15 protein-coding genes are annotated in these 16,467 nt (G+C 70.1%); 9 read left to right on the forward strand and 6 right to left on the reverse strand.

The features are described from left to right. Nucleotides 1-142: 142 nt before the first annotated feature. Complete coding sequence (locus I004_RS35035; RefSeq protein WP_486580146.1) at nucleotides 143-1,573, forward strand: LCP family protein; 1,431 nt, start codon at nucleotides 143-145, stop codon at nucleotides 1,571-1,573. A gap of 75 nt (nucleotides 1,574-1,648) precedes the next feature. Here I004_RS35035 and I004_RS35040 read toward each other — a convergent pair whose 3' ends face one another. Then, entirely contained in the window at nucleotides 1,649-2,239 is a 591-nt protein-coding gene (locus I004_RS35040) for an acyl-CoA thioesterase (RefSeq protein ID WP_078511511.1), read from the reverse strand. A gap of 149 nt (nucleotides 2,240-2,388) precedes the next feature. Here I004_RS35040 and I004_RS0120310 point away from each other — a divergent pair, with 149 nt between their 5' ends. Beyond that, nucleotides 2,389-3,606 carry an LCP family protein gene (locus I004_RS0120310; RefSeq protein WP_028437010.1) on the forward strand — a complete coding sequence of 406 codons (1,218 nt, stop codon included), beginning with the start codon at nucleotides 2,389-2,391 and terminating at the stop codon, nucleotides 3,604-3,606. Between the two features lie 32 nt (nucleotides 3,607-3,638). On the opposite strand, the gene I004_RS0120315 is transcribed toward I004_RS0120310, so the two are convergent. Further along, nucleotides 3,639-4,016: a VOC family protein gene (locus I004_RS0120315; RefSeq protein ID WP_028437011.1), complete on the reverse strand. Its 378-nt coding sequence runs from the start codon at nucleotides 4,014-4,016 to the stop codon at nucleotides 3,639-3,641. 76 nt (nucleotides 4,017-4,092) lie between these two features. On the opposite strand from I004_RS0120315, the gene I004_RS0120320 reads away from it, so the two are divergent. Beyond that, entirely contained in the window at nucleotides 4,093-4,656 is a 564-nt protein-coding gene (locus I004_RS0120320) for a CGNR zinc finger domain-containing protein (protein ID WP_028437012.1), read from the forward strand. 84 nt (nucleotides 4,657-4,740) lie between these two features. On the opposite strand, the gene I004_RS0120325 is transcribed toward I004_RS0120320, so the two are convergent. Further along, entirely contained in the window at nucleotides 4,741-6,093 is a 1,353-nt protein-coding gene (locus I004_RS0120325) for a UDP-glucose dehydrogenase family protein (RefSeq protein WP_028437013.1), read from the reverse strand. A gap of 225 nt (nucleotides 6,094-6,318) precedes the next feature. Between I004_RS0120325 and I004_RS0120330 the strand changes: the two genes are divergently transcribed. Next, a complete protein-coding gene (locus I004_RS0120330) occupies nucleotides 6,319-7,506 on the forward strand; it encodes an acyl-CoA dehydrogenase family protein (RefSeq protein ID WP_486580147.1) in 1,188 nt (395 codons plus the stop codon). A gap of 92 nt (nucleotides 7,507-7,598) precedes the next feature. Here the strand turns inward: I004_RS0120330 and I004_RS35045 are convergent, their stop codons facing one another. Beyond that, the gene (locus I004_RS35045; RefSeq protein WP_051345251.1) at nucleotides 7,599-8,570 is read right to left on the reverse strand and encodes an alpha/beta hydrolase; all 972 of its coding nucleotides are present in this window, start codon (nucleotides 8,568-8,570) and stop codon (nucleotides 7,599-7,601) included. Between the two features lie 127 nt (nucleotides 8,571-8,697). After that, nucleotides 8,698-10,200, reverse strand: coding sequence for an oligopeptide:H+ symporter (locus I004_RS0120340; protein WP_028437015.1), 1,503 nt, complete (start codon nucleotides 10,198-10,200; stop codon nucleotides 8,698-8,700). Between the two features lie 543 nt (nucleotides 10,201-10,743). Between I004_RS0120340 and I004_RS0120345 the strand changes: the two genes are divergently transcribed. Together I004_RS0120345 and I004_RS0120350 are read left to right on the forward strand one after the other, a co-directional pair. After that, nucleotides 10,744-11,424: a response regulator transcription factor gene (locus tag I004_RS0120345; RefSeq protein WP_028437016.1), complete on the forward strand. Its 681-nt coding sequence runs from the start codon at nucleotides 10,744-10,746 to the stop codon at nucleotides 11,422-11,424. 93 nt (nucleotides 11,425-11,517) lie between these two features. Beyond that, on the forward strand, nucleotides 11,518-12,801 hold the full coding sequence (locus I004_RS0120350; protein ID WP_028437017.1) for an ATP-binding protein: 1,284 nt from the start codon (nucleotides 11,518-11,520) through the stop codon (nucleotides 12,799-12,801). On the opposite strand, the gene I004_RS0120355 is transcribed toward I004_RS0120350, so the two are convergent. Then, entirely contained in the window at nucleotides 12,715-13,251 is a 537-nt protein-coding gene (locus I004_RS0120355) for a GtrA family protein (RefSeq protein ID WP_037977092.1), read from the reverse strand. The genes I004_RS0120350 and I004_RS0120355 overlap by 87 nt on opposite strands. Nucleotides 13,252-13,473: 222 nt before the next feature. Here I004_RS0120355 and I004_RS0120360 point away from each other — a divergent pair, with 222 nt between their 5' ends. Genes I004_RS0120360 through I004_RS0120370 form a run of 3 tightly spaced genes read left to right on the forward strand, consistent with a single transcriptional unit; the run spans nucleotide 13,474 to nucleotide 16,417 of the window. After that, the gene (locus tag I004_RS0120360; protein ID WP_078511515.1) at nucleotides 13,474-14,670 is read left to right on the forward strand and encodes a 5-(carboxyamino)imidazole ribonucleotide synthase; all 1,197 of its coding nucleotides are present in this window, start codon (nucleotides 13,474-13,476) and stop codon (nucleotides 14,668-14,670) included. Further along, nucleotides 14,667-15,203 carry a 5-(carboxyamino)imidazole ribonucleotide mutase gene (gene purE / locus I004_RS0120365; RefSeq protein ID WP_028437020.1) on the forward strand — a complete coding sequence of 179 codons (537 nt, stop codon included), beginning with the start codon at nucleotides 14,667-14,669 and terminating at the stop codon, nucleotides 15,201-15,203. The genes I004_RS0120360 and purE overlap by 4 nt, the downstream gene beginning before the upstream one ends. Next, the gene (locus tag I004_RS0120370; protein ID WP_051345252.1) at nucleotides 15,203-16,417 is read left to right on the forward strand and encodes a dipeptidase; all 1,215 of its coding nucleotides are present in this window, start codon (nucleotides 15,203-15,205) and stop codon (nucleotides 16,415-16,417) included. The genes purE and I004_RS0120370 overlap by 1 nt, the downstream gene beginning before the upstream one ends. Nucleotides 16,418-16,467 lie beyond the last annotated feature (50 nt).

A 16,467-nucleotide genomic window follows, 5' to 3' on the forward strand; every position in this document is an offset into this window, starting at 1 on the left:
CTTCCGCACGCCAGCCGGGTGCCCTGCGGATCATGCGACGGCGTGTGCTCAAGTGCCGCAGATCGTATCGCCCTACAGTATGGCAATGCGCGCGGAAGCACACAAAAACGGTCGTAGGCCCCGGTGGGGGGTACGCCTGACCATGGCTCTCTCCGTGCTGGTGCTGGGGGCGAGCGGTGTGGGCCACCTCATGGTGAGCGGGCTCAACGCGGACGTGAACCGGGTCGATCCCTTCCAGGGGCTTACCGACCGCCCTCGGGACACCGGCGGCGTCAACTTCCTCGTCGTGGGCACCGACCGGCGCGACAAGCTCTCGCACGAGCAGCGTGAGAAGTACCGGCTGGGCGGCTCCGCCTGCGACTGCACGGACACCCTGATGCTCGTCCATCTCTCGGCCGACCACGACCGTGCCAGCATCGTCAGCCTCCCCCGCGACTCGTACACGAAGCTTCCCGCGCACACCGACGCGGGCAGCGGCAAGCGGCACGCGTCCGTCCCCGCGAAGCTCAACTCGGCCTACGCGCACGGCGGCGCGCACCTGACCGTGAACACCGTCGAGGCCATGACCGGCATCCACGTCGACCACTATCTGGAGGTCGACTTCACCAGCTTCATGCGCACGGTCGACGTGCTGGGAGGTGTGCCGGTCTGCACGGAGAGGTCGCTGCACGACAACTACTCCGGTCTCGACCTTCCCGCGGGCACCACCAACCTCGACGGCGGCCGCGCTCTGCAGTACGTACGGGCACGGCACCTGGGCGACGGCTCCGACCTGAGCAGGATGGACCGTCAGCAGCACTTCCTCGCCGCCGTCCTCGAGAAGGCCACCGACAGCGGCGTCCTGATGAACCCCGTGAAGCTGAGGAAGGTCGCCTCCACGGTCCTCGACTCCGTGCGCGCGGACAGCGGGCTCGGCAGCGCGGAGATGCTCGAACTCGGGCGTGCGCTGCGGCGCTTCAACTCCGGCTCCTCCGAGTTCGTATCCGTCCCCGTCCAGGACGCCGACCACCGCGTCCCGAAGCTGGGCTCCACCGTGAAGTGGGACCGGCGGAAGGCACACAAGCTCTTCGCCGCGCTGCGCGACGACAAGCCGCTCACCAACGAGAAGCCCAAGGACACCGAACGGGCCGGTGGCTCCCGCACCGGGAAGGGGGAAGGGGACGCGGCACCGGGCGCGGCCGTCAGCATTCCCCCGAGCGGCATCCAGGTGCAGGTCGACAACGGCACGGATCGCGAGGGTCTGGCGGGCAGCGTCGAGAAAAAGCTGGACGGCACCGGCTTCGCCACGACGGGCGCACCGGGGTCCGCGGACCGACATGACGTGTCGCGCACGACGATCTCCTACGACCCGCGCTGGGACCGCTCGGCGCGCACACTCGCCAAGGCCCTGCCCGGGGCCAAGCTGGTGGAGGAGCCCGGCCGCGGGCCTGTCATGCGGGTCATCGTGGGCAAGGAGCACCACAGCGTGCGGAAGGTGCACCTCAGCTCGCCCTCGTCGGGGGCGCCGGCGCCCAGCGCCGGCTCGAGGAACAACGGTGCCGTCACGGGCGGCGAGCGGGCATCCTGCGCCTGACGAACCGGCCCGGGCACGCCCGGACCCGCCCGGGCCCGCCAAACCAGACGGAAGGCAGCCGGAATCAGCACTCGGTCAGGCTCCGGACCACGGCTCGGACTGCGCCTGTTGCTGCAGGCGCGACTGCTCGCGCTCACGCTGCTTACGGGCCCGCAGCTCCCTGATGGCGCGGCGGCTGGCCAGCCGGTGCGTGCGGCGGATCTGCGCCTCCTGATGGCGGCGCTGGTCCTGCTCCGTCTCCGGCAGCACCGGAGGCACGGGGCGGGGCCTGCCGTCGGCGTCGACGGCGGCGAACACGAGATACGCCGAGCCGACATGAGTGGCAGGGACCGCCTCGTTCCAGCGCTCCGCCAGGACGCGCACACCGACCTCCATCGAGGAGCGGCCCGTCCAGTTGACCTGTGCCTTGACGTGGACGAGGTCGCCGACGCGCACCGGCTCGAGGAAGACCATCTCGTCCATGGAGGCGGTGACTGCCGGGCCGCCGGAGTGGCGTCCCGCGACAGCTCCTGCCGCGTCGTCCACCAGCTTCATGATCACGCCGCCGTGCACCGTGCCGAGGAGATTCGTCTCGTTGCCCGACATGATGTGTGAAAGCGTCGTACGGGAGGCGTGGGTGGGCTTGCCCTGCAGGCCGTTCTCCGCAGCGGGAGCCTGGTCGGTCATGCCCCCCACCCTAGGGCGTGCACCCGCTGTGACCAGCCAGTGGCCTTATAGGGGACGAACAGTGCCTTTGCATCAGAACGGCTACAGCATCTGTCCGATCTCGCCCCCGGGCTGTGTTCCTCCGGCCGGGTCAAGGCAGACTGCCCTCCATGAATGACTGGCCCGGTGGATGGAACGACTCACACGACAGGTACGGCAGCCCGCGAGCCCACAGAGGCGCGCCGCCGCAGTCGAGGGGCGGCTATGACGCGGGCTACGGAGGGCAGCCGGGCTACTACGACGACCCGGGCTACGACTCCGGATACAACACCGGGCAGGTCTACGGCGGCCGCGGCGGTGGCCACGACGGCTACGACGCCTACCCGTACGACGACGCGCCCCCGAGGCGGCGCCGGCCGCGCTTCAAGACCGTGGTCATATCCCTGGTCGTCATCGTGCTCGCGTGGTCGATCGGCACCTACTTCTGGGCCGACTCCAAGCTCCGCCGCGAGGTCGACCTGAGCATCGTCGAGGACCGCCCGGGGACGGGCGAGGGCACCAACTACCTCATCGTCGGTTCCGACAGCCGTGAAGGCCTGTCCGCGCAGGAGAAGAAGGACCTGCACACGGGTTCGGCAGGCGGCAAGCGAACCGACTCGATGATGATCCTCCACGTCGGCAGCGGCGGCCCGACGCTGATCTCGCTCCCCCGCGACTCCTGGGTCGAGATACCGCCGTTCACCGGCTCCAAGTCCGGGAAGCACTACGACAACAGCCAGCAGACCAAGCTCAACGCCGCGTACTCGCAGGACGGCGCCTCGCTTCTCGTCCGTACCGTCGAGCACAACACGGGGCTGAAGATCGATCACTACGCGGAGATCGGCTTCGGCGGCTTCGCGCAGATCGTGGACTCGGTCGGCGGCGTCGAGATGAACATCCCGCAGGACATCAAGGACAAGAACTCCGGCGCGGACTTCAAGAAGGGCAAGCAGGTCCTCGACGGCAAGCAGGCCCTCTCCTTCGTCCGCAACCGCCACGCGGGTACCGGGGACAGCGACCTGGGGCGCACGAAGAACCAGCAGAAGTTCCTCGCCGCGCTGGCGAACCAGACCGCGACCCCCTCGACGGTCCTCAACCCCTTCAGGCTCTACCCGACGATGGGTGCGGGCCTGGACACCCTCGTCGTCGACAAGGACATGAGCCTGTGGAGCCTGGGCTCGATGTTCTTCGCGATGAAGGACGTCAACAGCGGTGAGGGCAAGCGGATGAACATGCCCATCTCCGGGCCCGCTCCCGCCGGCTCGCTGCAGTGGGACAAGGCGAAGGTCAAGCAGCTCACGGAGCAGCTGCAGAACGACGAGAAGGTCACCGTCACCTCCGACCGGTGACCCCGCCGACGTGACTCCGAGGGCCTCAGGTCTCAGTCACAGGCGCACAGACAGAACGGGTGCCCGGCAGGGTCCAGATAGACGCGGAAGCCACGCTTGCCTCCGTCGTCGCCCTGGATCAGCCGGGCACCCAGTTCCATCACCTCTTTCTCCGCCTGGTCCAGGCGCTCCTTCGGCACGTCCAGGTCCAGGTGCAGCTGCTGGGCGTGCTCGAGGCTGGGCCACTGGGGCGGGATGAAGCCGGGCGACTCCTGAAAGGACAGCCGCTGCCCGTCGGGGCCGTTGACGTCCGTCCAGTCCTTCGTGCCGTCCGGATCCACCTTCCAGTCGAGTACCTGGGCGTAGAACTCGGCGAGACGCCGGGTGTCGGGACAGTCCAGAACGATGCTGTGCATGGACGCGATGGCCATAGTTACCCCTTGAAGCAGTGAACCGGTAACGCTGTTGGTTACCAGATAATGGCCCTTCGTCGGTAACGTGGCAAGGGTGACGGACCGATCGCCCCCAGAAGCACTCGTTCTGGTGCGGGAGCTGACGAACACGCTCGACGTGGAGACGGGCGAGGACTCGCTCGCCGCACCGGGCGGCGTCGCCGAGTTCGCACGGCGCCACGGGATCGAGCGTCTCGGCGGGGACCACGGCGGCGCCGAGGGCGGCGGACAGGAACTCGCGGCAGTGAGCGAACTCCGTGAGGCTCTGCGTGCCGCGTGCCTGGCGCACACGGGCACGGACATGCCTCCCGAGGAGTCCGGGGTGCTCGCCCGGCTGCTGGCGGACGCGCCGCTCACCGTCATCGTGGACGAGGCCGGGCGCGCGGCGCTGCGTCCCGCCGACGAGCTGACCGGCCTGCCGCTGCTGACTGCGCGCATCGCCGCGGGCATCGTCACGGCGGAGGCGGACGGCACCTGGCAGCGGCTCAAGGCATGCCCGGCGCACGACTGCCTGTGGGTCTTCTACGACCGCAGCCCGGCCGGCCGCGGCCGCTGGTGCTCCATGGCGGTGTGCGGCAGCCGCGCCAAGATGCGCACGTACAGGGCGAAGCAGCGCTGAGTCCGCCCCGCCGCCGACGCCGAGGGCCGGGCGGCGGCCAGGAGCTCCCCTCAGGCCCTCAGGCCACGTCAGGCGCGCGCCGGATCAGGCCGTCGGGCGGCCCAGCGCCCGGAACTTCCAGTTCTCCTTGCGCCACAGCACCGGGTCGAGAGTGTTCCGGCCGTCCAGCAGGCGCCGTACCGCGACGACCTCGCCCAGCGCCGCCGGGTCCAGCTGCTGGAACTCGCGCCACTCCGTCAGATGCAGTACGACGTCCGCGCCGCGCACCGCCTCGAGGGCGGTCGACGCGTAGCGCAGGGTCGGGAAGAGCGCGCGGGCGTTCTCCATGCCCTTGGGGTCGTAGACGGTCACCTGTGCGCCCTGGAGGTGCAGCTGCCCCGCGACGTTCAGCGCGGGCGAGTCCCGTACGTCGTCGGAGTCCGGCTTGAACGTGGCGCCAAGGACGCCGATGCGTGTGCCCAGCAGGGTTCCGCCCACGGCCTCCTTCGTCAGCTCGACCATGTGGACGCGGCGCCTCATGTTGATCGAATCGACCTCGCGCAGGAACGACAGCGCCTCGGACGCGCCCAGCTCGCCGGCCCGCGCCATGAACGCGCGGATGTCCTTGGGCAGGCAGCCGCCGCCGAAGCCGATGCCGGAGCGCAGGAACTTCTTGCCGATCCGGTCGTCGTACCCGATCGCCTCCGCGAGCTTCGCCACATCGCCGTCGGCGGCCTCGCACACCTCGGCCATGGCGTTGATGAACGAAATCTTGGTCGCGAGGAAGGAGTTGGCCGAGGTCTTCACCAGCTCGGCCGTCGGGAAGTCGGTGACGACGAAGGGCGATCCCTCGGCGAGCGGCGTCGCGTACACCTCGCGCAGCTGCTGCTCGGCACGCTCGCTGCGCACGCCGACGACGATGCGGTCGGGGTGCAGCGTGTCCTGCACGGCGAAGCCCTCACGCAGGAACTCGGGGTTCCAGGCCAGCTCCGCGTCCTCGCCGACGGGCGCCAGATCCGCGAGCCGGGTCGCGAGCCGTGCGGCACTGCCGACGGGCACCGTCGACTTGCCGACGACGAGGGCCGGGCGCCGCAGATGGGTCGCCAGCGACTCGAGCGCGCTGTCGACGTAGCTCATGTCGCAGGCGTATTCGCCGTGCTTCTGCGGGGTGTTGACGCAGACGAAGTGGATGTCGCCGAACTCCCCCACCTCCTCGTAGGAAGTGGTGAAGCGGAGCCGTCCGCTCGAACCCTCGTGACCTGCCACGTGCTTGCGGAGCAGCTCCTCCAGCCCGGGCTCGTACATCGGCGTCTCGCCGCGCTCCAGCAGCGCGATCTTCTCCGGCGAGATGTCCAGGCCCAGCACCTCGAAGCCGAGTTCGGCCATGGCGGCGGCGTGTGTGGCGCCGAGATAGCCGGTGCCGATCACTGTGATCTTGAGCGGGGCCTTGTTCGCCATGGTGGGGTTGCTCCTGTAGGACGACACTTGGGACGCTCCGGAAGAGCTGCTCCGCACGCTCCCGGAACGCTGCCCGCGCAGCATATCCGGGGCCGCCTGTCGTGAACCTCACGTATCCCGGGCCGGGCAGCGGGCTCTAGAATCGGGTTACTTAACGGTAATTAGCAGATGCCCCCGTACCGGTCGCCCTACCGGCACAGCACAGCTGATGAGGAGTGAGACACCTTGGCGTCATCGGGAAAAAGCGCAGCCGCTGACTTCGGTCTCTACCGGCCGTCCGAAGAGCACGACATGCTCAGGGACTCGGTGCGCGCCCTCTCCGAGGCGAAGATCGCGCCCTTCGCCACCGAGGTGGACGAGGAGGCCCGCTTCCCGCAGGAGGCCCGGGACGCGCTCGAGGCCAACGACCTGCACGCCGTTCACGTACCCGAGGCCTACGGCGGCGCCGGGGCCGACGCCCTCGCGACCGTCATCGTCATCGAGGAGGTCGCCCGCGTCTGTGCGTCGTCCTCGCTGATTCCGGCGGTCAACAAGCTCGGGTCGCTGCCCGTGATCCTCTCCGGCTCGGAGGAGCTGAAGAAGCGCTATCTCGCGCCGCTCGCCGCCGGCGAGGCGATGTTCTCGTACTGCCTGAGCGAGCCGGACGCCGGTTCCGACGCGGGCGGCATGAAGACCAAGGCCGTACGGGACGGTGACCACTACGTCCTCAACGGCGTCAAGCGCTGGATCACCAACGCCGGTGTCTCCGACTACTACACCGTCATGGCGGTGACCGACCCCGACAAGCGCACGAAGGGCATCTCCGCCTTCGTCGTCGAGAAGGACGACGAAGGGGTCTCCTTCGGCGCCCCTGAGAAGAAGCTCGGGATCAAGGGGTCACCGACGCGCGAGGTCTACCTCGACAACGTCCGCATCCCCGCCGACCGCATGCTCGGCGAGGAGGGCACCGGCTTCACCACCGCCATGCTGACCCTGGACCACACCCGCATCACCATCGCGGCCCAGGCGCTCGGCATCGCGCAGGGTGCCCTCGACTACGCCAAGGGGTACGTCGCGGAGCGCAAGCAGTTCGGCAAGCCGATCGGCGACTTCCAGGGCGTGCAGTTCATGCTCGCCGACATGGCGATGAAGCTGGAGGCCGCCCGTCAGCTGACGTACGCGGCCGCCGCCAGGTCCGAGCGCATCGCCCTCGGCGGCGCCGACGAGGACCTGACCTTCTTCGGCGCCGCGGCCAAGTGCTACGCGTCGGACGCCGCCATGGAGATCACGACGGACGCGGTCCAGCTGCTCGGCGGCTACGGCTACACCCGTGACTACCCGGTCGAGCGGATGATGCGCGACGCGAAGATCACGCAGATCTACGAGGGCACCAACCAGGTGCAGCGGATCGTGATGGCCCGCAACCTGCCGTAGAACAGCACCCGTTACGGGAGCCGTGACGCACGCGGCCAGTGAGGGCGCCCGCTCGGTGTCCGGCGGTCCACCACCGGTCCGCGCGGGCGCCCTCAGCCGTGCGTACCGCCGCGCGGCAGCGGCGCCGACGTCGAGGTGGACGCCTGCGCGCGCGCCGCGATCCAGCTCAGCAGCATCCGCTCGACGCCCGGCCTGCCCAGCAGACCCCCGCCGTGCTCCGCGCCCGGCACGGTCACGACGGTGACGTCGCCGGGTGACATGCCCCGTCGCAGCTCGGCCCTGCGCAGCGCCTCGGAGTGCGCGACGGGTACGAAGTCGTGCCGGGAGTGGATCAGCAGCATCGGCGGATCTCCGGCGCCCGAGGCATGACGGGTGGCCGACATGTCCCACCAGACGCGGCGGCACGCCTCGACCCCGCGAGCGCCACCGCGCCGCGACCGTGGCTCACAGCCCGCCAGCCGGACGGCGTTGGCGCGCAGCACCGCCATGCCCGCCTCGTCGCCGTCGGGCGCTCTCGCGGCCTTCCAGGAGCGGTACGGGTCGACCACAGGGGAGAGCGCGACGACGCCCGCGAGGCGGCGCCGCCCCTCCCCCTGCGCGCCGGCGCTGGTGGCCAGCTGCCCGCCCGCGGAGGAGCCGAGGAGCACGATCCGGCGCGGGTCCACGCCGAAGTGCCCGGCACGCTGCCTGATCCAGCTCAGTGCCCGCAGCACGTCCGAGCGCTGGGCGGGCCACGGGGCCTCGGTGTTGCGGCGGTAGTGGAGATTGAAGACGGCAGGACCGGCACCGGCGATGCGCCTGGCCCACCCGTTCCACCCCGCGGAGCGGTCCTGGTACCAGAAGCCGCCGTGCACGATGACGACGCCGGTACGGCGCGGGCCCGGCCGCGTGGGATTCGTGTCACTGTATGCGGTCAGCCTCTGCCCGCGCAGCGGACCGTAGGAGTAGGTCCGGCGCTCCGGCCCCGTCTGCGCGTGCCCGCGCTCCTGGCTGCCCCGCACCACCGGTGATGTGCAGAGAAGGATCGCCAGACATGTCACGAGTACGAGCGGGAGCCTGTGCACGTCACCAGAGTCAGGGCGTCCGGCCCTGGCCGCAACAGCACTCTCCGTGAGCGGGCTTCACATCTCACACGTCCGAAGGCCCCGGCTCCGCGGGTGTGGAACCGGGGCCTTCGTGGCGGGTGCCGCCTTACTTCACGGAGCCCAGGAGCGGGTTGATCCTCTTGCGGGCGGCGAGGAAGACGAAGCCCGCGAGCGCGGCGATGACGCCCTGCACCGCGAAGCCCGTCTTGCCGCTGGCGGCGTCGCCGAGCACCAGCTGGACGATCGCGAAGACGCAGTCACCGGCGGTGACCGCGAGGAACCACACACCCATGAGCTGGCTCGCGTACTTGGCGGGCGCCAGCTTCGTCGTCACCGACAGGCCGACCGGCGAGAGGCACAGCTCCGCGACGGTCTGGATCAGGTAGACGGTGATCAGCCACATCGGCGTGACCTTGTCGCCGCCGGAGGCCGAGGCGATGGCCAGCATCATCACGCCGAAGGAGACGCCGATGCCGATCAGACCGAAGGAGAACTTCGTCGTGGTCGCCGGGTTGCGGCTGCCGAGCTTGACCCAGAGCGCGGCCAGGACCGGGGCGATGATCATCACCCAGAGCGGGTTGACCGACTGGAACCAGCTCGTGGGGAACTCGATCCCGAGGAGGTCGGTCGAGGTGCTCTTCTCGGCGAAGAGGCTCAGCGTGGAGCCGGACTGGTCGAAGATCATCCAGAAGATCGCGGCCGCGACGAAGAACCAGATGTAGCCGGTGAGCTTCTTGCGCTCGTCCTCGGTGACCTCGCGGTCACGGCGCATGCGTACGAAGTAGTACGTCGGCAGCACGAGGCCCGCGATGCTCAGCGGCCACAGCACCCAGTCGATGGTGAAGGCGTCGGCCAGCACGATGGCCGCGTAGAAGACGGCCGTCACGACGGCGGCGATCACGGTGTTCCGGACGGCCTTGTTGCGGTCCGCCGCGTCCAGCGGCTGCGGGACGACGCTGGACTCCGGCGCGAGGTGCCTGGTTCCGATCAGGAACTGGATCAGGCCCAGGGCCATGCCGACGGCGGCGAGGCCGAAGCCCAGATGCCAGCTGACCTTCTGACCGGCCCAGCCGATCAGCAGGGGCGCGGCGAAGGCGCCGATGTTGATCCCCATGTAGAAGACGGTGAATCCGCCGTCCCTGCGGGGGTCGTCGGGGCCCGAGTACAGGTGCCCGACCATCGTGGAGATGTTGGCCTTGAGCAGACCGGACCCGACGCCGATGAAGACCAGGCCGGCGAAGAAGAGCGCGTTGACGCCGGTGGCCAGCAGCGCGTGGCCGATCATGATCACGAACGCGGATATCGAGACCGTCTTGCGCGGGCCCCATACGCGGTCGCCGAGCCAGCCGCCCGGCATCGCCATCAGGTAGACCGTCGCGTTGTAGACGGAGTAGAGAGCCACGGCAGTGGCGGAGGCCATGCCCATGCCGCCCTCTGCGACCGCGGCCGTCAGGTAGAGGACGAGCAGGGCGCGCATTCCGTAGAAGCTGAAGCGCTCCCACATCTCGGTCATGAAGAGGGTGGCGAGACCGCGGGGGTGGCCGAAGAAGGTCTTGCCGTCGGCCGCAGGCGGGTGCTGCGGCGCGTCCTTGGACGTTGTGGACGCCATGTGGGGGGTTTCCTCGCTGTGTGAGAAGGGGGCCGGTACGGGATGCCGGCGGGGTGCTGCCGGTCCCGGGGAGCCCCGCGTGCTTCTCACACGGCAAGGGCCCGGCGCTGGGGACATGTTGATCGCTGGTGCCGCCTCCGCCGCACCGTCCCCGGGCCGGGACATGACGGGTGGGCCCTCGCGGGCAGAGCTCCTGAGGCCCGGCATCCCGGGGGCCGGATGGCGCGTGCGTGCGCCCGCCCCCCTTGGCGGAAGTCCACCGCCGGGCCGGCCGGCCCCCGGCCTCATGGACGCGGTCGGCCGACGACACAGGATCACCGCCGCACTGGCTCCGCCGGGGCCCCCGCCCCTGGGTGATCACGCCGGAAGCCAGCTCACCATACGTCACGGGGGTACCCGCAACGGAAGGGATTGGGAGCGGGATCACAGGCGCAAGGGGTAAATTCCCAGTCAATTCGAAGGTAACGAGTTCGCATCTCCGACGATCCGCGCTGGTTGGCAGGGACCGGCCTTACGCTCGGCGACGAGGACTACCATCGGCCCATGACCCGTGTACTGCTCGCCGAGGACGACGCCGCCATCTCGGAGCCCCTGGCACGCGCGCTGCGCCGTGAGGGGTACGAGGTCGAGGTGCGCGAGGACGGTCCCGGGGCGCTCGACGCAGGCCTCAAGGACGGCATCGATCTGGTGGTGCTCGACCTCGGTCTGCCCGGCATGGACGGCCTGGAGGTCTGCCGCCGGCTGCGCAACGAGGGACACACCTTTCCCGTGCTCGTCCTCACCGCGCGCGCGGACGAGGTCGACACCGTCGTCGGCCTGGACGCGGGTGCCGACGACTACGTCACCAAGCCGTTCCGCCTCGCCGAGCTGCTCGCGCGCGTGCGTGCACTGCTGCGGCGGGGCGCGGCCGCCGAGCCCTCCGTCCCTCCCGCCACCCACGGCGTGCGCATCGACGTCGACTCGCACCGCGTGTGGATGGGCGAGGAGGAACTGCAGCTGACGGCAAAGGAGTTCGACCTGCTGCGGGTGCTGGTGCGGGACGCGGGGCGGGTCGTCACACGCGACCAGCTCATGCGCGAGGTCTGGGACACCACATGGTGGTCGTCGACCAAGACCCTCGACATGCACATCTCCTGGCTCCGCAAGAAGCTCGGCGACGACGCCGCCAACCCGCGCTACATCGCCACCGTGCGCGGCGTCGGGTTCCGTTTCGAGAAGAGCTGAGAGACCGAGCGTGGCGGCCCCGTCGACCTCGGCACCGCTTCCCGGGGACCGTGACCGCCGTTCCCGCGGCGGCCCTTGTACGGAGGGCGACTCGTGCGGCGCAGGCTGATCCTCTCGACGCTCGCGGTCGTGCTCGTCGTCGTGGCCGTGTTCGGCATCTCGCTGATCCTCGTCGAGTCCCGCTCCATCGAGAACAGCGCACGCGACAACGTGAAGTCGGAGGCCGTGCAGTTGGTCTCCGTCGTGGAGAGCCGCATCGTCGCCGGCGAGCAGGTCTCCCCCAGGACCATGAACAACGCCGTGCCGCACAACCGTCACGTACGCATCGAAGTGCCGGACAAGAAGGTCATCACGCTCGGGAAGCGCCCCGAGGGCAGGGTCATCGAGGCTTCGCAGACCGGTGCGCACGGCGAGCGCATCACCGTTCAGCAGGGCTACAGCTCGGTCGAGGACGAGCTGGGCCGCACGCTGCTGATCATCCTCGCGGTCGCCCTGCTCGCGGTCGCGTCGGCCGCGATCCTCGCCGTACGGCAGGCGCATCGCGTCGCGGCCCCCCTCACCGACCTCGCCGAGACGGCGGAGCGGCTCGGCTCCGGCGACCCCCGGCCCCGGCACCGCCGCTACGGCGTGCCCGAACTCGACCGCGTCGCCGACGTGCTGGACGGAAGCGCGGACCGCATCGGCCGGATGCTGACCGCCGAGCGCCGGCTCGCCGCCGACGCCTCGCACCAGTTGCGTACGCCGCTCACCGCGCTGTCGATGCGGCTGGAGGAGATCATCGCCACCGCCGACACCGACGACCCGGAGGACCGGGCCACCGTCAAGGAGGAGGCGACGATCGCGCTGGCCCAGGTCGAGCGGCTCACGGACGTCGTGCAGCGACTGCTCACCAACTCCCGTGACCCGCGATCGGCTTCGGCGGTCGGCTTCGACCTCGACGAGGTGCTCAAGCAGCAGGTGGAGGAGTGGAAGCCCGCCTACCGGAGCGAGGGCCGCGCGATCGTGCGTTCCGGCAAGCCAGGGCTGCGGGTGGTGGGCACTCCGGGTGCGGTTGCGGGCGTGCTGGCGACGCTGATCGAGAACTCGCTGATGCACGGGGAGGGCCGGGTCGCGCTGCGTACCCGCGTCACCGGCAATCAGGTCGTGGTGGAGGTGACGGACGAAGGACCCGGTGTGGACTCCGAACTGGGTTCACGCGTCTTCGAACGGACGGTCAGCGGCCACAACTCCACCGGGCTCGGCCTCGCCGTCGCCCGCGATCTGGCGGAGGCGGACGGCGGACGCCTGGAGCTACTTCAGCATCATCCGCCGGTTTTCGCGCTCTTTCTCAGCCGCGAGAGCGTCGGCAGAGGCAGAACGGGCGAAGATGCGGCCTGAACCCGAGCGGAAGACCCAGGTGCGGTACGTCCAGAAGCGGAAGACGGTGCCGATGCCGAGGCCGATGACGTTCTTCGCGATGTTGTCCGCGAGCGGCGAGGTGTAGCCCAGTCCGTAATGGGACACGGCGAGGACGGCGTTCTCGATGACGAGCGCGATGCCGCTGAAGAAGAAGAACAGGACGGTCTCGCGCCGGATGCGGCGCTTGTCGGTGTGCCGGTACGTCCAGTAGCGGTTGCCCAGGTAATTCGTACCGATCGCGACGACTTGGGAGATCACACCGGAGCGGATGGGCGCCAACTGCAGCGTGTGGATGCACAGGTTGAAGACGGCCACGTTGACCAGGAAACCGACGGCACCCACCGTGCCGAATTTCGCGGCCTCGCGGACGAGACGTTCCAGCCTGGTGCGCAATCGTCTCAACGTGCGCAGCGCGCTCCAGTCACCCATAGTGCCGTTGCCCCGTTTCGGTCGACGTCGTCCGTCCCCCGCGCAACATGCTAACCAGCGGGCATCCGCTCTCGCAGCGCGGGCGAGCAGGGCCCCGGTGCACCGGGGCGGTGGGCGGCGCGTCGGCCCGCCCCAGCTCCCGCCCCGCGCCTCGTACGGGCGCCCGTGGCGGGCGGCGACCGCCGCTTCGGCCCTGCGAGGCGGTGCGGATACGCTGAAGCTGTGACGTTCCCCGTAGTCGGCATGGTCGGTGGCGGCCAGCTAGCCCGCATGACCCATGAGGCGGGCATCCCGCTCGGCATCAGATTCAGGCTCCTCTCGGACACCCCGCAGGACTCCGCCGCGCTGGTCGCCGGCGACGTCGTGGTCGGCGACCACCGCGACCTCGGCACCCTGCGTGACTTCGCCCGCGGCTGCGACGTGATCACCTTCGACCACGAGCACGTGCCGACGGACCATCTGCGCGCGCTGGAGGCGGACGGGATCCCCGTGCGCCCCGGCCCCGACGCGCTGGTGCACGCCCAGGACAAGGGCGTCATGCGGGAACGCCTGGACAGCCTCGGCGTACCCTGCCCGCGGCACCGCATCGTGCAGGACCCCGCCGACGTCGCGGCCTTCGCCGCCGAGGTCGCCCTGGCCGAGGGCGAGGCCGGGAACGAGGGAGCCGGTACCTCCGACGGCGCCGGATTCCCCGTGCCGGTCGTACTGAAGACGGTCCGCGGCGGCTACGACGGCAAGGGCGTCTGGGTCGTGCGCTCCACCGGCGAGGCGGCCGTCCCGTTCAGGGCCGGAGTGCCCGTACTGGCCGAGGAGAAGGTCGACTTCGCGCGTGAGCTGGCGGCCTGCGTGGTGCGCTCGCCGCACGGGCAGGCCGTCGCGTATCCCGTCGTCGAATCCGTGCAGGTCGGCGGCGTCTGCGACACGGTGATCGCTCCCGCGCCCGGTCTTCCCGGCGACGAGGCGGTGACCGCGCAGCAACTGGCCCTGAGGATCGCCCAGGAGCTGGGTGTCGTCGGGCACATGGCCGTGGAGCTCTTCGAGACGCGCGACGGGCGTGTACTCGTGAACGAACTGGCGATGCGGCCGCACAACTCGGGGCACTGGACCCAGGACGGCGCTGTCACCTCGCAGTTCGCCAACCATCTGCGCGCCGTGCTCGATCTGCCTCTCGGCGACCCGCGCGCCCGCGCACGCTGGACCGTCATGGCGAACGTACTCGGCGGCGACTACCCGGACATGTACTCGGCGTACCGCCACTGCATGGCCCGCGACCCGCAGTTGAAGATCCACATGTACGGCAAGGACGTGAAGCCGGGGCGCAAGGTCGGCCACGTCAACACCTACGGCGACGACTTGGACGACGTGCGCGAACGCGCCGCACATGCCGCCGGATACCTGCGAGGAACGATCACCGAATGACGACTCAAACCCCGCTCGTCGGCCTCGTCATGGGCTCCGACTCCGACTGGCCCGTCATGGAGGAGGCCGCCAAGGCGCTGGACGAGTTCGAGGTGCCCTACGAGGCCGACGTCGTCTCCGCGCACCGCATGCCGCGCGAGATGGTGACGTACGGCGAGGAGGCGGCCTCACGCGGGCTGCGCGCGATCATCGCGGGCGCGGGCGGTGCCGCCCATCTGCCCGGCATGCTCGCCTCGGTGACGCCGCTGCCGGTGATCGGCGTACCGGTGCCGCTGAAGTACCTCGACGGCATGGACTCCCTGCTCTCCATCGTGCAGATGCCGGCGGGCGTGCCCGTGGCGACGGTCTCGGTGGGCGGCGCGCGCAACGCGGGCCTGCTGGCCGTGCGCATCCTCGCGGCCCACGACCCCGAACTCCAGGAGCGCATGCGGCGGTTCCAGGACGAGCTGAATGAGGAGGCCACGGAGAAGGGCCGCCGGCTGCGCGGCAAGGTCGCCGCGGCCAGGACCGGCTTCGGCTTCGGAGGCAACTGATGGCCGGTGGCGCCGGAGCGGCCGCCGAGCCGGCCCTGCTGGAGCGTGCCCGCGAACTGCTCGCCGCGCACCCCGTGGTGGACGGGCACAACGATCTGCCGTGGGCGCTGCGTATGCAGGTGTCCTACGACATCTCCCGGCGCGACATCTCCCGGGACCAGTCGGCCCATCTGCACACCGACATCCCCAGGCTGCGTGCGGGCGGCGTCGGCGCCCAGTTCTGGTCGGTCTACGTGAGCACGGAGCTGGCCGGGGACGCCGCGGTGAGCGCCTGCCTCGAACAGATCGACGTCGTACGGCAGTTGGTGGCACGCCACCCGTCGGACCTGCAACTCGCGCTCACCGCACGGGAGATGGAGACGGCGCGGTCCGAGGGCCGTATCGCCTCGCTGATGGGCGCCGAGGGCGGGCACTCCATCGCCAACTCCCTTGCCACGCTGCGCGCGCTGCACGAACTGGGCGTGCGCTACATGACGCTCACGCACAACGACAACACCGACTGGGCGGACTCGGCGACGGACGAGCCGCGCCACGACGGCCTCTCGCGCTTCGGCGAGGAGGTCGTACGGGAGATGAACCGCGCCGGGATGCTCGTCGACCTCTCACATGTCGCGGCCTCCACGATGCGGGACGCGCTGCGCGTCAGCGAGGCGCCGGTGATCTTCTCCCACTCCTCCTCACGCGCGGTGTGCGACCACCCGCGCAACATCCCCGACGACGTGCTGGAAGCGTTGCCGCGCAACGGCGGTGTGGCCATGGCGACGTTCGTGCCGAAGTTCGTGCTGCCGGAGGCCGTCGCCTGGACGAAGGCCGCCGAGGAGAACATGCGGGCGCACGGCCTGCATGCGCTGGACACCGGCGAGGAAGGCATGCGCGTCCACCGCGCCTACGAGCAGGAGAACCCGCGTCCGGTCGCGGACGCCTCCCACGTCGCGGGCCATCTGGACCACATGCGCGAGGTCGCCGGCATCGACCATCTCGGCATCGGCGGCGACTACGACGGCACGGCGTTCGTACCGGCACAGCTGGAGGACGTCTCCGGCTATCCGAACCTCGTAGCCGAGCTGCTGAGGCGGCACTGGTCCGAGGAGGACCTGGCGAAGCTGACCTGGCGGAACGCGGTGCGCGTGCTGGGCGATGCGGAAGCGGTCTCCCGCGAACTGCGCGAGCGGCGCGGGCCCTCGGTCGCGACGATCACAGCGCTGGACGGTTGAACAGCCGGTTCGATGTCCCGCCGGCACACGGCCGCCGGGGCGGTACGCCT

This window comes from Streptomyces sp. TAA486 (assembly GCF_000426165.1).